This window comes from Spirochaetota bacterium (assembly GCA_035477215.1).
GTDB lineage: Bacteria > Spirochaetota > UBA4802 > UBA4802 > UBA5368 > MVZN01.
In genome coordinates this window covers 47,045-62,154 of the sequence record DATIKU010000052.1, presented here as the reverse complement: position 1 = coordinate 62,154, position 15,110 = coordinate 47,045, and the positions used below count along the sequence as shown (strand labels likewise).

Genomic DNA, 15,110 nt, shown 5'->3' with positions numbered 1-15,110 from the left:
GGCTTTCCTGCCCGGCGGCAACCTGAACCTGTCGTACACCTACGGCGGCAAGCGCGACGATGTATGGTTTGAGGGATGGACAACGCATAATGTAACGCTCGACGACTACCACCGACTGGACCTGTACGCCTCGTACTGGATTACGGATCATTTCCAGGTGTTCGGCCGCGTCGAAAACCTCACCGACGCGGACTACCAGAACGTAGCGGGATACAAGACCGCCGGACGCTCGTTCTACGCCGGTGCAAAGGCGACGATGTAGTATATATCCGATATGCGGGAGGATGGCACGGTGAAAGCGCGGATGGATATCCGCGCCATCCGCGCCATCCGCGCCTTCACCGCATCTCCACGATCCCGCCGATGTCCATGATGTGAAAGCGCGATGCGTCCAGACCCCGCGCGCGTATTTTTCTGCGAAGATCGAGCGCGGGATAGCCGGGCGGCTCGTCGCCGAGGGGGAAGGTCCCCCACTGGGTAGGGATGAAGTGCCGCGCGCCCAGATCGGCGAAGGCATCGAGCGCCTCGTCGGCGTTCATGTGCGCGTAGTGCATGAACCAGCGCGGATGGTAGGCCGTAACCGGCATGAGCACGTAATCGATGTGCGGCCAGCGGCGTCCGATCTCGCGGTAGCCGATGAAGTATCCGCTGTCGCCCGCGAAGTAAACTTTTCGTTCGGGGGTGATGATGAGGAAGCTCGCCCACAGCGTGGTGTTTCGCCCCTGGCCGATGCGGAGCGACCAGTGCTGCATCGGAAGGCACACCATCTTCCTGTCGCCGCCAAGGTCGCGCTCTTCCCACCAGTCCATCTCGACGACGTCTTTCTTGCCGAGCGAACGGATATACCCGCCGAGCCCTTTCGGCACGAAAAAGCGCGCGTCGTCGCGAAGATCCCGTATGCTGGCGGAATCCAGGTGGTCGAAATGGTTATGCGAGATGACAACGTTTAGCCTTCCGCCCAGGTCGTTCACCTCTCGCGCGCTCATGCCCGGCGGGGTCTTCCGCGCCGGGAGAGCCGCCCGTTTGGAGAAGACCGGGTCGGTCAGCCAGTACTCGCCCCCGGAATGGATGAGAAAGCTCGCGTGTCCGACCCAGAGGATGAAATCATTACCATTGAGGGCGGCGATTCTCCGCGGCGCGCCGTTCTGGATCACCGGAAGATGCTTCTTTTCCTCATCGCTATACTCCGCCTTTCGGGTCAGACGCCACTTGATCATGCGGGAAAAACCGGCGTGCTCCATGGGCATCCACGGATTCAGAAAACGCCCGTTTTCGATGTTCGGCCCCCTGAGTTTCGCGGGCTCGGCCCCGAGCACCTTCGCCCTCCAGGCCGCCTCGTCAAAACCTTCGGCGCCCGGCGGCGAATGCGACGCCAGGAAAACTCCGGCCGCGAGAATTATCACCGCGACCCGCCAGTACCGTTGTATGATCACCGTAATGCATCCCCACTATATTACTTTGAATGTATATACTCCAAAACAAAAACCTCTACGTCTCATTGTATGCCGGAGTTGCCACGAATCCCGCAGATAGCCGACACTCCTTACGGTAGAGACGGAGAAAAAAGCTCTCCCGGCGGGGAACCGGAGCACTCCCGGATAGGTAACATATGCGGGATTTATCGCACATAAAACAAATAGCCTCCTTGACAACTTAAATAACTTAAAGCGGCTTGAATCGACGCCGCGAGGTATATTTTTATTTGACAAATCCCCGTTAAAAGGGATACAAATGCGGATTGCGCCATGAACTGGATCATCTGTTCGAAATTCGCCGTGCTGATCGGATTCAGCATGTTCCTTGGCTTCCTGTCCGCTATACCCGTTGGCGCCGTGCAGGTCGACGTTGCCAGGAGGGCCATAAACGGACACCTGTTTCCCGCGTTCGCCGTGGCGGCGGGGTCGGTGACTTCGGACTTCATTTACGGCGCGCTCACGCTCTTCGGTATCGGGCACTTCCTCGTGCTCAAGCAGTCGCAGATCATCATCTATTCGCTGGGCGTACTCGTTCTGTCGTTTCTGCTGTACCGATCGTACCGGGAATTCCGCCACGTCTGCCATCCCGGGGATTCGCCGCTCGTCTATAAAAAGCGCTTTTCATTTCTCACCGGGTTCAGCATCGCCATAACCAATCCCGGAATTATCATCTGGTGGGTCATAGGATTCAAGCTCTTTATCGATCTGTCGGTTTTCAGCGAGATCACCGCGCCCATCAAGCTTATCTTTATACTCGGGGGCTGTACCGGTCTCGGGAGTTACTTGGTCTTTATCGCGTATGTGCTTCACCGGATGGGAAAGGCCTTCCCCGAGAGGTACATCGACCGCATGCAGGTGGGGCTGATGGCGCTCCTGGTCGTCCTCATCGGCTACTTCGGGTGGCAGCTCCTCGCGATTGTATTCAACTATACACAGCCGGTCCTGTCGAAGTTTTAGGGTATGCGCCGCTTTCCGGCGCGCAATGAGTTGCTCAAAGCGCGTGACCGTCGATCGCTTCACGCAAAGGGATTTTCAATCCGCACGCCGCCGATCACCTGTTCGTGACTGAGGTCTTCAGTATAGAGAACACCGCACCCGGCGGCCCGGGCCGAGGCGATAATCGCTCCGTCCCAGTACGACAGCCGGTTGAGTATTGAAATATCGACCGCCTCTTCGATGATCTCACGGGTGACAGTGATCACGTTATAGCGCCCCCAGGCCCGTATAAGCTCCTTCGCCTCGAGCGGCTCCATGCCGAGCTTTCGGGTCGCCGCGACAAAGAACTCTTGAAGCACCTGGGTGGAGAGAAATCCATTTCCCTCTTTAAAGACGTTCCCGAGCAGGGTCCTGGCCACATCCCTCTTCTTGCGGGCATCGGAATCGATCGAATATACCAGCACATTCGTATCGAGAAAGACCTTATTTTTCATAAAGGTCTTCCCTCTTCCACCTGCGCCCGTGCGAGCCGACACGGCTGCTGTCGGTCCTCGCGAACACGTCCTCAAGCCATAATTCCTTTTCCCCGGAAACACGCTCTTCGAGCAGCGCGCGGACGAGACCGTTGAGGCTCGTGGACTGGCGGCGGGCCAGTTCCCGCGCTTTATTTAACAGGGCCTCGTCCAGCGACAGCGTAATATTGGGCATCGGGAACCTCCTTTTACACATATTAAGTGTACACATATACCGTGAATCAATCAAGGAAAAATCGGGAAATAATACTCCGACACCCCTATCCGGCGCGGTTTTTCGCTGATACAAGAACGGAAAGGCCGCCCCGCTCTCACGGGACGGCCTTTGTTATCGGCATGATTTTAGGATGCATCCTACTCGAGCGGCGCACCGGTGAAGACCGCGTCGGACGCCTTGACGGGGGACATCTCGCCGAAGAGTATGGCGTCGGCCCTGCCGAAGAACTTGGGGAACTCGGCGCCCAGGTAGAACTGCGACGAGAGCACCTTCCCGGAATAATAAGCGGCCTCGGCGTTGTCGTTAAGGAGCTTTTCGCGCTCCTCTCCCTTTGCGTCGCCGACCAGGCCCTTCATCTTCGGCATGCAGATGGTGAGGCTCCACAGGTGCACCCACGCGAGCGACATCATGAACATGGCCTGCTGCAACGGCGTTGCGTTGGCGAAGATGTTGAGGAATTTGCCGCCCGCCATATCGGCCTTGAGCGACTCGATCACCTCGTCGAGCCGCGCCATGCCCTTTTCCACTACATTGATATACTTGTCCTCGACGACACCCTTCGCCTTCGCGACCGTTTCGGCCACGCGCTTCTTCCAGGTCGTGAAGTTGAACTGCTCCGGGTTCATGAGGATTTTTCGCATGGTGAGGTCCATGGACTGGATGCCGTTAGAGCCCTCGTAGATGGCGGTTATCTTTGCGTCGCGCAGATACCGCTCCACGGGATAGTCCGAGCAGTAGCCGTAGCCGCCGTAGACCTGCACGGCTTCGGAGGTGACATAGAGCGCGCTGTCGGTGCATCCCGCCTTGCAAATGGGGATGAGGATTTCGACAAGGCCCTGAACCTCCTTCATCGCGTCGCCCTCGAGCACGTGCATGAGGTTGATATTGTGCGCCAGACAGTAGACCAGCATCCGCATGCCTTCAACATGGGACTTCATCCACAGCAGCATCCGCTTGACGTCGGGGTGCTGGCTGATGGAGACCTTCGGCGCGTCGGGGTTGAGCATCTGCGTTACGTGCACGCCCTGTATCCGGTTCTTCGCGTAGGTGACCGCGTGCATATATGCCGTGGTTGAGAGCGCGAGGCCCTGCATGGCCACGCCAAGGCGCGCCTCGTTCATCATCTGGAACATGATTTTCATGCCCTGCCGCTCTTTGCCGAGGATCCAGCCGATACAGTCGCCGTTGTCGCCGAAGGAGAGCGTGCAGGTGGCCGAGGCGTGGATGCCCATCTTGTGTTCGATACCGGTGCAGACGACATCGTTGAACTCGCCAAGGCTTCCGTCGGACTTTACGCGGAACTTTGGCACCATGAATATCGAGATGCCCTTGGTCCCGGGCGGGTCGCCTTCGATGCGGGCCAGCACCGGGTGGATGATGTTCGAATAGACGTCGTTGTCGCCGGAGGTGATGAATATCTTCTGCCCGGTGATTTTAAAGGTGCCGTCGGCCTGGCGAACCGCTTTCGCCTTGAGGTTGCCAACGTCCGAGCCCGCGTCCGGCTCGGTAAGGCACATGGTACCGCCCCACTCCCCGGAAAACATCTTCGGGATAAATTGCTTTTTAAGCTCGTCGCTGCCGAAGCTCTCGATGAGCATCGCCGCGCCGTGCGTGAGGCCCGGATACGTCGTAAAGGCCAGGCTTGCCGCGGTGAAGATCTCGCTGGCGGCAATGGCGACGCAGGCGGGCATTCCCATCCCGCCGATTTCCGGGTCTTCGGGTATTGCGATGAAACCGGCCTCGTTATAGGCCTTGAGCGCCGGCTTGAATCCCTCGGGCACGGTCACCTTTTTGGTGGCGGGATCGTATTTAACGCCCTGCTTTTCCGACTCGGCGCTTATTGGGTATACCTGCTCCACGGCGATCTTTTCGGCCAGGTCAATGACGTCCTCGAACATGCCCCGGTCGAAGTCGGCGTACTTCGGAAGCGCGGTAAGTTTGTCGACCTCGAGCAGTTCGAAGAGGGTGAAGCGGAGATCACGTGAATCGACGAGCGGATTGAGTGCCATTGCGTCCTCCTGTGCTTATCATAGATCAATATGCGACGTGTCGCCCCAATGGGCATGACTGTATTTTTATATATCATTATATATGCTTGTATGTTGTAAAATAATATTAGTGTATTTTTTGTCAATTATGATTTTCCGCCCCTGCCGATTAATTAAGTGTAAGGCCCCCGTTTCCGGTGGTATATTTCCCGCGGCGTGAGAGCGGCAGGCCATGAAGGTTCGGAAATAAACTACACTTGACTGTGGAGGACATCATGCAATACCATGATGACGTAGCGTCCGAGGAAATCATCCGCGCGACCGAGCGGCATCTCAAAAAGCTCATTGAGGCGCTTAAAAAGGCCTGATCGGCCCGCGAACAGCGCGACCGGGCCCTGTCTCGAAGCGGCCGTTCGATGACGATTCACCGCGGGCGGTACAACGGCGTAAGTGAAAAAGAATTGATCTAAAGAAGTAGATGTTCGTTAATAAGCGGATCGACACCCTGAGACAAGGAGGTGCCTCAATGACGCCAACCGTTTTACTTGTGGTATTCATCGCGCTGGCGGCGGCGCACGTTGTAAGCGAAGGATTCAAATACATGCCGGGGCGCTACTTCGTGAAACCCCTGCTAATGCCCGCGCTCGCGCTCTATTACCTGTTTTCCACCGAGGCGCCCAACGGCTTCATGCTCGCGGCGATAGGTTTCGGCTGGCTGGGCGACATCTTCCTGATGGTTCCCGATCCAGACAAAACGCGGCGCTACTTCCGGCCGGGGCTTGTGGCTTTTCTGCTGGGACACGTTTTTTACATCATCGTCTTCGCGTCGTATATTTCCGGGATGGAAAGGTTCCCGGCGGCCGCATGGCTCCTCCTTGTTCCCTATATCGCCACGGGCGTGTTCGGCTACCGGCTCATAGGGCCGCATGCTGGCGCGATGAAAAAAGCGATACTCGCCTACACCGTCATCTTCGTGGCGATGGGCGCCGCCACGGTGCTTCCCATGGGATCGGCCTTGCTCGGCGGAGTGCTTACGGCGATGGCGGGCTCCTTCGTCTTCATGGTCTCGGACATCATCAACGCCTACAACAAGTTCGCCCGCGAGATCGCGAACGAGCGCGTGTACACCATGAGCACCTACCTGGCCGGCCAGCTTCTGCTGGTGCAGGGGTACCTGATGTTCTAAAATTTCGATTAAAAATTTCCGCCCCGGAGTCCGCGCGGGAGGAACATGGCATACGGCAGACCGCTCGGCCTTGTCGACTGATGGAGGTCGGCTGGGTCATTTTAATTCAAACATGCCACGGCAGCGCGCGGGGAAAAGGGCGGAGAAGCCGAGGACTGTCCGAGTCTTCCCCGCTCTGTCCGAGTCTTCCCCGCTCTGTCCGAGTTCCGCAGGCTTCGGAGCCTTTTCCCCGCGCGCTGCCGTTCAGCCGAACCGGAGATCGGCTTTATTTAGAATAGACTTGTAAAACGGCCCTCATTCCCAGTTACTCAACAACTCTAATATAAATTTAACAAACTACCGCACATACGGTATGCACTGCGGCCCGTCGGGGAGCGCGGCGACGCGTGCGCGCTCCCCGTAGCGCTTGAGGAGCTCGGCAAGCTTTGATGGGATATCGGCACAGGGGCGAAGCATCGCCCGCTCGATCTCGGAATCGGCGAGTCCGTCGCTGTAGAGAAACACCTCGTTTTTAAAAAGAATCTTCGCCTGCACCTGCACCTGCCACTGCTCGGCCTCGTAAACGCCGCCGTCCTCGAGCGCCGTAAGGAACGACTCGGGGTCGCGGAAGCGCGAGAGCAGCCGGTCGTAACAGCTCCCCTCGGGCAGGCCCTCCTCGCAGGCGGCCGCCAGAATGATCGAGCCGCCGTATGCCGTAACCCCGGCGGCGGCGCTCATCCCCTTCACGGCCTGGTAGAGGTTCTGGTCGAGCGGATAGCCGCTGTTCGACGTTATCACGATATCGAACGGCGCGTCGACGACCGCCATGGCGTGCGCTCGAACGTGCGCGCAACCGGCCCGGTGCGCGGCCTCCGGGCTTCCCGCGAATACCGCGGTTATATTCCCGGCGCCGTCCAGCGCAACGTTTACGAGGAAATCCATACGCGCGATTCGTGCCGCTTCCGCCATCTCCTCCCATACAGGATTGCCGTCGGTAACGCCCCATGTCGCGCGCGGATGATCGATGTTCGAGGCGCGGTGGTTGTACAGGATGTTCGACTCTCCGGCTACACCCGGCAATACGGCCTTGGGGCCTCCGCTGTACCCGGCGAAGAAGTGCGGCTCTATGAAGCCGGTCGCTATGCGGAAATCCGCCTCCATCCATGCGCGGTTGAGGTACAACTCGTTTCCGGAAGAGGTGGCGCCCGCACGGACGAGCATCGCGGTATCACGCGCGTCGTGCTGGACGATTTTATGGCGCGCGACGATATCGTCGCCCAGCATGGAGCGCAGCTCCGTGTCGGTCTGCGCCCGGTGCATACCGGTGGCGTTGATCAGCGTAATATTACGTTCAGGCACGCCCGCCGCCGCCAGGACTTCGAGGATGGGCGGCAGGATGAGGCCGTTCGGCGTGGCGCGGGTGATGTCGGAATGGACAATCGCCACGCGGTCTTTACCCTTCACTCGGTCCCGCAGGGACGCGGATTCGATCGGTTTTTCGAGCGACGCGGCAAGCGCGCGGACGGGATCGGGAAGCGCCGCTGCGCCCGCTCCCCGAATGATGGTGACTGAATCGGGAAGCTCGAGTTCGAGCCCCGTTCGCCCGTATGGCAGGGTGAGTTTCATGCGATTATTCCTTCGGCGGGGCCTAACACATTCCCCGCTTCATCACCGCGGCGAGATCCATCGCGCGCGCGACGATCGCCAGGCCGGATTCGATGCCCGCGAGGTCGCGTTCCGCGCCAAGGCGCACCTCCGGGTCGAATCCCCCGGCGCCCTCTTTGCTCGCCACGGCCGAGGCGCCCAGCGGGCTTATGGAATCGTGAGCGCTGGCGGGTATCATCTCGAGGGTGAGGAATGCGTACAGGTGCGACAGGTGCGTGGTCTCGAACCCGCCGTGGCGCGCCCAGGCCACCGCGGCGCTCACGCCGATCTTGTCGCGCATCCTTCCGCCGGCGACGTTTCCGAAGACGAAGACGCGCAGGCGGTCCAGAAAACAGGCCATGCGGCCGCTCGTGCGCATGAAATAGACCGGGCTTGCGAGCAGGAGGATGTCGGCGCGCTCGGCATTTTCGAAGAGTCCCTGCGCGTCGTCCTTGATGGAGCAGTAGCGGCCCGGCTCCTGTTTCCGCAGGCAGAAATTGCAGTGCACGCAGTCGCGGACGTCGAGCCGCGAGAGGTGCGCGGCCTCGACCGAGGCGCCGCGCCGCGCCGCCTCGCCGAGCATCGCGCGCATGAAAAGCTCGACATTGCCGTTCTTAACGGGGCTCCCGGAAACGCCCATGACCGAGAGGTTCATCACTCGCCTTCGTGCTCAACGGCGGCCGCACGGCCGCGCTTCTCGTTGACGAAGAAGACCACGCAGATCGAGATGACAAAGAATATCGAACACAACAGCACCGCGTTCTTCAGCCCGAACAACACCTGTAAAAAGCCCAGTCCCATGAGGCCGAAGATCGCGGCGAGCCTGCCGGTAAGCCCCCACAGGCCGAAGAACTCGCCCGACTTGGACTCGGGCGCGAAGATTCCGACCATTGCCCGGCAGGCCGACTGCGTGGCGCCCAGGCCGAGGCCCGCGAGCGATCCCACGACCAGAAACATCTTCTGCGTTTCGATCGACGTGCCCATGAGGCCGTTGAGAAAGCCGGTAACGTCGTCGACCCCGTAGATGAGCGTGACGGCGATGACCCACAGCACGAGCGTCAGCATGAAGGTGCGCTTGGGGCCCCAGCGGTCTTGAAGGAGGCCGAAGAAAAACGCGCCGCCGGCCGCGGTGAACTGCGTGATGACGAACATGAGCATCTGCGTCAGCGGCGTCCACTTGATCACCTGGTCGCCGTAGATGAACGCAAAGCTTATGACGATCGAGAGTCCCGCATAGGCGAAGAAGAAGGACCCGAGAAGGATGGCGAGGTCGCGATAATCCTTTATGTCGACGATGGTCTTGCGGATGCGCTCGATACCGATACCGACGTAGCTGCGGCCGGCGGGAAGCGTCCGCGGCTTCCCGGGCTCGCGCACCCACAGGAAGGTGGGAATGGCCGCCAGCAGGAAGAAGGCGCCTGTAATGGGACCGACGAAGCGAAGGCTTGGGAAGTTCTCCATGGTGATCGCGCCGAGCCCGAACATCACCAGCGCCGTCGAAAAAAGGCCTCCGAAATAGCCGAAGCCCCAAGCGTAGCCGGAGATCTTGCCAAGGTCCTCGGGAGGCCCGAGGTTGGTCAGGAAGCTCGATACGAACGACTCCGAGAGCGAGAAGCCGATGTTCGAGATCACGATGAGAAACATCCCCAGATACACCGCGCCGGGAGTCACGAAATAAAGTGATGATGTGGCAAGCACCGTCAGCAGGGTCGCCGCGAAGAGGAACCTCTTCTTGGCGGCGGTGTAGTCCATGATGGCGCCGAACACGGGCGCGGAGAGCAGCACCAGGAAATAGCTCATGGAGAGCGAGAGGCTCCAGAGCAGATTGCCGGTGCGGTACTCGGGCGCGTCGCCCACGATGAGCCGCGGAAAGATGACGCTGAAGACCACGGTGACGATGACGGTGGTGTACGACGAGTTGGCGAAATCGAACATCGCCCAGCCGAAAATCTCCTTCTTCGAGGCCCTCGCAACGGTCGCCATATGGAATACCCCTTAATCGGTGGAGTTGCCCGGAGGGTCCGCTACCTTCGCGATTACCGGAGACCGCCGGGGACGTAAATCACGGAGAAGATACGCAGATGCTACATTCGAACCGTGAATAATCAACAAATAAATTCGCGCTACTCCCCGCCCCGGAAAACGATGGTGTAGCGCGTTCCGCCGGCCCTGTCAAGCTCGAGCGTCGCCTTTATCTGGTGGGCGAGGAGGCCGATGAGGGAAAGGCCCAGCGTCCGGGCATCGGCCGCCCCCATCTCGACGCCCTCCGGGATTCCGACGCCGTTATCCGATATTTCAAGCTCGACCGAACCGTCTTCCCGCCCGCGCATTTTTAGAAGTATTTCGGCGCTCCCCCCCCACGAAGGGGGGAACGCGTATTTAAACGAGTTGGAAAGGATCTCGTTGACGATGAGCGAACAGGGAATGGCGAGATCGATCGGGATGTTGATCCGCTCGACGTTGAACCTGCACGCGACGGGATTCGAGGGAGAGGAATAGAGCGAACAGAGCTCCGAGGCGAGCGTCTCCATGTGCGCGGCGAAGTCTACGTTGGCGAAATCGCCTGACTGGTAGAGCTTCTCGTGGATGAGGGCCATCGCGCGGATGCGGTTGCGCGAATCGTTGAAATGCCGCAGCAGCTCCTCGTTCTTTATGTTATTCGAGTGCAGGTTGAGCAGGCTTATTATCACCTGGAAATTGTTCTTCACCCGGTGGTGTATCTCTTTAAGGAGGATTTCCTTTTCGCGCAGCGAGGCCGCCACCCGGCCTTGGTTCTGTATGCGGACGATAGCGCTACCCAGCATGGAGGCCATTGACTCGAGCGTGTCGCGCAAGGACTGCGGGATGAGGGAGACGCTCCTGGAGGCAAGGTTTATACAGGCGATGCTCTTGCCCCGGTACTGGACCGGCACCACGGCAAGCGCCTTTAGTCCCTCCCGCAAGACAGTCGCCTGCCGTGTTATGTCCGGCGTATTATCGCCGATTTCGTGACGCTCGAGATAGCGCGGCAGCCCCTCCATGACAACGCGCGCGTTCGGGGAATCAACGTCGTACCGTTTCACCGCGTTCATGAATTCAATTGAAAGGCCGGCGGAGCACGCCAGCTCGACCGCACCCGTCTCTTCGTCGACGAGATAGATGCCCCCGCTGTCAATCCCCTCGATCCTGAGCGCGGCCTCGAGTATGAGCTCGACCGCCGGAGCGAGCTCCGCGGCGCTTCCCAGCGCCATGCCGAGATCGCGCTGAATTTTAAGGAGCCCCTCGCTTTCCCGGAGCGCCTTCACCGCGTCATGTATCTGCTCCGACTTGTCGTTGAAGCTTTTATAGAGCGAAGCGATCTCCTCGTACTGAAAAAATTCCGGCGGGACCTCGGTGGCCGGCGCGTCGGGCTCCCAGCGCCGTATGAGGGCGCTGAACCTGTCGAAGGGGCGCATGATCAGCACCGTCTGCCCGACGATCTTGGCGAGTATTATCAGCGCGAAGAGTATGATGAACAGGCGCGAGTAACGCTCTACGCTGTTTAAAAGCGCGTACACCGTGCTGCCCGGCGTGAGGATGGCGATGTCTTTGCCGAGTGCCTGGCTGTGCTTGCGCATGTAAAGGTAATCGACCCCGGCGACGTTCATCTCGCTGCTTTCTCCGTCGGGCAATATATGGATGTTCAGCGGGTTTCCCGAACTCGAAAGAATATAACCGTCCTCCGTGGCGATGATCACGATACTGCCGCTGTGATCCGCGATTCTCTGAAGCGCCGAGTTGAGAGGGGCGAACCCGATCCTGCCAACCAAATACCCCGGACCCGTCCGCGCGCCCACGTAGACGCTCAGCCGCTCGTCCTCGGGCGAGCGAAACACGGCCGAAACAACCGGCGTTGAGCCGTCGATCTTCGCGAGCATTCCCGAGAGCATGTTTTCGCCCAGGTCGTAACCGGGAAAAATCGGGCTTCCCGGCTCTTTCTTGACGATACGGGTAATGACGTAACCGGTATCGCAGTAATATATATCGGTAAAATTGTCAAGGAGCGTGGAGGACGTGTTTTTGTCGGGTATGCCGACAAAAACGGCGAACAGGCTTCTGTTCTCCTCGATGAAACGCATGATGGTCGTCTCGACCATGTCTACATCGAGCGCCTGGCCTCTAAGAAAAGAATTCTTAATCTCGCCCCCAATGAGGCGGAAAAGCACCACCACAAAGAGGATCGCGACAACCAGAGTGACGCCCTCGAGCGCTGCGAAGATGTTTCGTATGGAGCGCATCGGCCTAAAATTCATTTTCGAGACCTGTTATAAAGTACAACGGCCTCGTGACGTCGCCGTACGCATCGAAGACCACCGGGCCGAACCTGGTCTCAAACCTTTTTGTTTCGAGAATATAGGATTTGATTTCATCGGGTGTCGTGTTTCCCTCCGCGACCGCGGCCGAAAGTATCTCCAGGGCCGCGTAGACGTTCAGGCTGATGTACGTGGGGGCGTAGCCGAAACGCTTTTTGAATTCGGTCACATACTCGTCGACGGCCCTGGACTCGCCCCGGGGCGGGTAATGCGAAGGCATAACAGCGTCCTTCACGGCGCCGCCGAGCGTTTGCAGAAGGGCCGGGGTCTTCATCCAGGGGGTAAAGAGTATCCGGGCGCCGGGGCTCGCCTTTTTCGCCATCTGGGCGATCGTTCCCGCCACCACCTTGTATCCGCCCACAAGCATATAAACGTTATCGAAGGGCCGTTTTCGTATTTCGCCCTCGAGCGCCGCCGTATCGAGCGAGGAGACCGAAAAGTCGATCACCCGGACCGAGTGCTTTTTAAGACCCGCCAGGAAATACCCCAGTGCCGGCGTGGTGTATGAATGGTTGTCAGTATCGCGGATAACGAGAAGCGCCCCTCCCGGAAGGCCGTTGACGTATTCGGCCATGCTCTTCTGCTCGGTGCGGACGTCCTGCACGTTGCGGAATATATAATCGTCGCTTCCCGAGAGCTCTTCAGTGGCCGAGCCGGTGACCATGGTGAAGACCCGGTCCCTGTTTATCGATTCCCGCAGGGCGAGCGCGCAGGTGGAGACGTGGCTGGTAATCAGTATCCGTACACCCTGCGAACGCATCTCGGCATATGCCTCGAGGGCCCGCCTTGGCTCCCAGTCGTCGTTGAAAGGCGCGATCTCGATGTTCCGCACTCCGCGCTCTTCAAGGAAGAGCTTGCAGGCGTTGATCTCGCTCGACCCTACGGTGGACCCGGACTGGAGCCTGGTCATGACGGCTATTTTGACATTGTCCCCGCGGGAACACCCGTCATGCAACACCATTCCGGCAAGGCCCAGTACCGCAATCGCGGCGATATATCGTTTCCCGGTCATTTGATTCTCTCACACCAGATACCTGATTATGGAAGCGCCGGATTATTAATGCAAATAGTATTTCAGAGGCGAGGCCGGTCCCGCAATAAATAATTGACACATTCTCGATAAGGTTATATGTGTACAGTGTGTCGTCTTCATGTAAATTTTGTTCTTTGGACACGCTAAACGGCGTACGGATATTCCGCCATGGCCGGAGAAATTCGGCAGGTGGTCTTTTGAACAAATCACTTTACGATCCGGGGACACACGGACGGCCGGCGTCTTGTACATCACCTCTATCGCGGCCCGCCGCGACTGAGAGACGGGCAGATAAAAACAACAGGGGGTTGGATAATGAATCAAACCGGTCTAAAAGGCGGAAGAGCCGCAACCGCCATTCGAGCGACGGTGGCGCTGGTCATCGCGCTATTCGTTTCATCCATCGCATACGCCGACGAAGATATGTACCGCCGCCTTTCCATAGCCGCAAAGGGCACCGGAGACCTGACGCTCATCAAGAAGCTCAACGAGGCGTCGAGGAAGCTGGACTGGAGGAACGCGAACGAAACCGAGTTTCAGGGCCACCTGAGGCTTTTAAAAGCAAGCGCGGCCACGGTGACCGGTGATGCGACCAGCATCTTTCTGGTGCGCAGCATCAAGGGAGAGCTTTTCATCCTCGCCGTACCGTCGAAGGAAACACTCGAAAAAGAGGGCTTAGCGTCGCGCTACGCGAACCTCGAAAAAATGCTCGAGGACAGGCTGACGTTCAAGATCCAGACCATAAAGGGAACCGTGGACGGCGAGACCTACTTATTCGCCCATTTCATGGAGAAGCCCAAACAGCTCCCTCTGGACAGGATATTCAAGATATCGATCGTCCTCATGCTCTTTTTCGTAATGCTGGGCATGGGCCTCACTCTTACCATGAAGGACTTCAAGATCGTGTTCCAGAAACCGAAGGGTATGCTTGCCGGCGCGTTTTTACAGTGGGCGATCATGCCGCTTGTCGCCGTCGGGCTTGGCAGGGCGCTCGGTTTTTACGAGGCATTCCCCTTCGTCTTCGTCGGAATGGTGCTCATCGCGGTGAGCCCCGGCGGGGTCACCTCGAACCTCATGACCTACTATGCCAAGGGCGACCTCGCGCTTTCGATTTCGCTCACCTCGTTCTCGACGGTGCTCTCCATCTTCTTCACACCGCTTCTGCTCACGGTCTATTGCGCTCATGTTCCCGAGGTCAGCATCCCGGTGAAAATGGTCATCCAGACCATCATCATACTGGTGATCGTCCCGCTTGCGGTGGGCATGTCGGTCCGCAACCGCTGGCCGAACTTCGCGACGAAGGCGACGCCTTTCTTCTCGGCGCTTGGCGTCATCGCGCTCCTCTTCCTCATCGGCGCGGGGCTGCTCGGCAACCTCGATATGTTCTCCGACACCGAGCGCTACGGATTCGCGTTTTACACCATGGTCTTCGTCCTGACGCTGATGGGAATGCTCCTCGGGGCCGTGATTCCGAAGCTCATCGGCATCAACAACTATCAGACCAGGGCCATTTCGCTCGAGACGGGACTGCGCAACGCCTCGCTCGCCATGGCGATCGCTCTTCTCATTCAGGATTACATGGGCGACTTCTACAGCTCGATGTTCTTCACCTCGGCGATCTTCGGCCTGTGGATGTACGTGGCGGGATTTATCTCGATAGCGATTTACAAAAAGCTGCTTCCGGTTAAGCCGGCATCCGAATACGAATTCCCGGTCGAAAACGGGGAATACTGATGACGGAGGGCTGAACGCGCACCCTGACGCTTATTACCGACACGCCGCGGGAGC

General features: G+C 58.7%; 13 protein-coding genes. 4 read left to right on the top strand and 9 right to left on the bottom strand.

Going from position 1 to position 15,110, the window contains the following annotated elements; all coding sequences use genetic code 11:
• On the top strand, positions 1 to 262 hold a 262-nt coding region (locus VLM75_12735), incomplete at its 5' end, for a hypothetical protein (GenBank protein HSV97781.1).
• A 76-nt stretch (positions 263 to 338) separates the two neighbouring features.
• Here VLM75_12735 and VLM75_12730 read toward each other — a convergent pair.
• Positions 339 to 1,433 (bottom strand): MBL fold metallo-hydrolase, encoded by a 1,095-nt coding sequence (locus tag VLM75_12730; protein HSV97780.1) that lies wholly within the window; start codon positions 1,431 to 1,433, stop codon positions 339 to 341.
• A 312-nt stretch (positions 1,434 to 1,745) separates the two neighbouring features.
• Between VLM75_12730 and VLM75_12725 the strand changes: the two genes are divergently transcribed.
• Positions 1,746 to 2,432, top strand: coding sequence for a LysE family transporter (locus VLM75_12725; protein HSV97779.1), 687 nt, complete (start codon positions 1,746 to 1,748; stop codon positions 2,430 to 2,432).
• A gap of 59 nt (positions 2,433 to 2,491) precedes the next feature.
• Here VLM75_12725 and VLM75_12720 read toward each other — a convergent pair whose 3' ends face one another.
• The 3 genes from VLM75_12720 to VLM75_12710 all read right to left on the bottom strand — a co-directional run bounded on the left by VLM75_12720 (position 2,492) and on the right by VLM75_12710 (position 5,170).
• A complete protein-coding gene (locus VLM75_12720; GenBank protein HSV97778.1) occupies positions 2,492 to 2,905 on the bottom strand; it encodes a PIN domain-containing protein in 414 nt (137 codons plus the stop codon).
• The gene (locus tag VLM75_12715) at positions 2,895 to 3,119 is read right to left on the bottom strand and encodes a hypothetical protein (protein HSV97777.1); all 225 of its coding nucleotides are present in this window, start codon (positions 3,117 to 3,119) and stop codon (positions 2,895 to 2,897) included. The genes VLM75_12720 and VLM75_12715 overlap by 11 nt, the downstream gene beginning before the upstream one ends.
• 179 nt (positions 3,120 to 3,298) lie before the next feature.
• Positions 3,299 to 5,170: an acyl-CoA dehydrogenase gene (locus VLM75_12710; GenBank protein ID HSV97776.1), complete on the bottom strand. Its 1,872-nt coding sequence runs from the start codon at positions 5,168 to 5,170 to the stop codon at positions 3,299 to 3,301.
• A 505-nt stretch (positions 5,171 to 5,675) separates the two neighbouring features.
• On the opposite strand from VLM75_12710, the gene VLM75_12705 reads away from it, so the two are divergent.
• Entirely contained in the window at positions 5,676 to 6,335 is a 660-nt protein-coding gene (locus VLM75_12705) for a lysoplasmalogenase (GenBank protein HSV97775.1), read from the top strand.
• A gap of 336 nt (positions 6,336 to 6,671) precedes the next feature.
• Here the strand turns inward: VLM75_12705 and larA are convergent, their stop codons facing one another.
• From larA to VLM75_12680, 5 genes are all read right to left on the bottom strand, one after another.
• Positions 6,672 to 7,940, bottom strand: a complete 1,269-nt coding sequence (gene larA, locus VLM75_12700) for a nickel-dependent lactate racemase (GenBank protein ID HSV97774.1) — start codon at positions 7,938 to 7,940, stop codon at positions 6,672 to 6,674.
• Positions 7,941 to 7,962: 22 nt separating this feature from the next.
• Positions 7,963 to 8,613, bottom strand: coding sequence for a flavodoxin family protein (locus VLM75_12695; GenBank protein HSV97773.1), 651 nt, complete (start codon positions 8,611 to 8,613; stop codon positions 7,963 to 7,965).
• The gene (locus VLM75_12690; GenBank protein ID HSV97772.1) at positions 8,613 to 9,941 is read right to left on the bottom strand and encodes an MFS transporter; all 1,329 of its coding nucleotides are present in this window, start codon (positions 9,939 to 9,941) and stop codon (positions 8,613 to 8,615) included. Before VLM75_12690 ends, VLM75_12695 begins: the two co-directional genes overlap by 1 nt.
• Before the next feature lie 140 nt (positions 9,942 to 10,081).
• Positions 10,082 to 12,229 carry a histidine kinase dimerization/phosphoacceptor domain -containing protein gene (locus tag VLM75_12685; protein ID HSV97771.1) on the bottom strand — a complete coding sequence of 716 codons (2,148 nt, stop codon included), beginning with the start codon at positions 12,227 to 12,229 and terminating at the stop codon, positions 10,082 to 10,084.
• On the bottom strand, positions 12,219 to 13,301 hold the full coding sequence (locus VLM75_12680; GenBank protein HSV97770.1) for an ABC transporter substrate-binding protein: 1,083 nt from the start codon (positions 13,299 to 13,301) through the stop codon (positions 12,219 to 12,221). Before VLM75_12680 ends, VLM75_12685 begins: the two co-directional genes overlap by 11 nt.
• 336 nt (positions 13,302 to 13,637) lie before the next feature.
• Here VLM75_12680 and VLM75_12675 point away from each other — a divergent pair, with 336 nt between their 5' ends.
• A complete protein-coding gene (locus tag VLM75_12675) occupies positions 13,638 to 15,056 on the top strand; it encodes a bile acid:sodium symporter family protein (protein HSV97769.1) in 1,419 nt (472 codons plus the stop codon).
• Positions 15,057 to 15,110 lie beyond the last annotated feature (54 nt).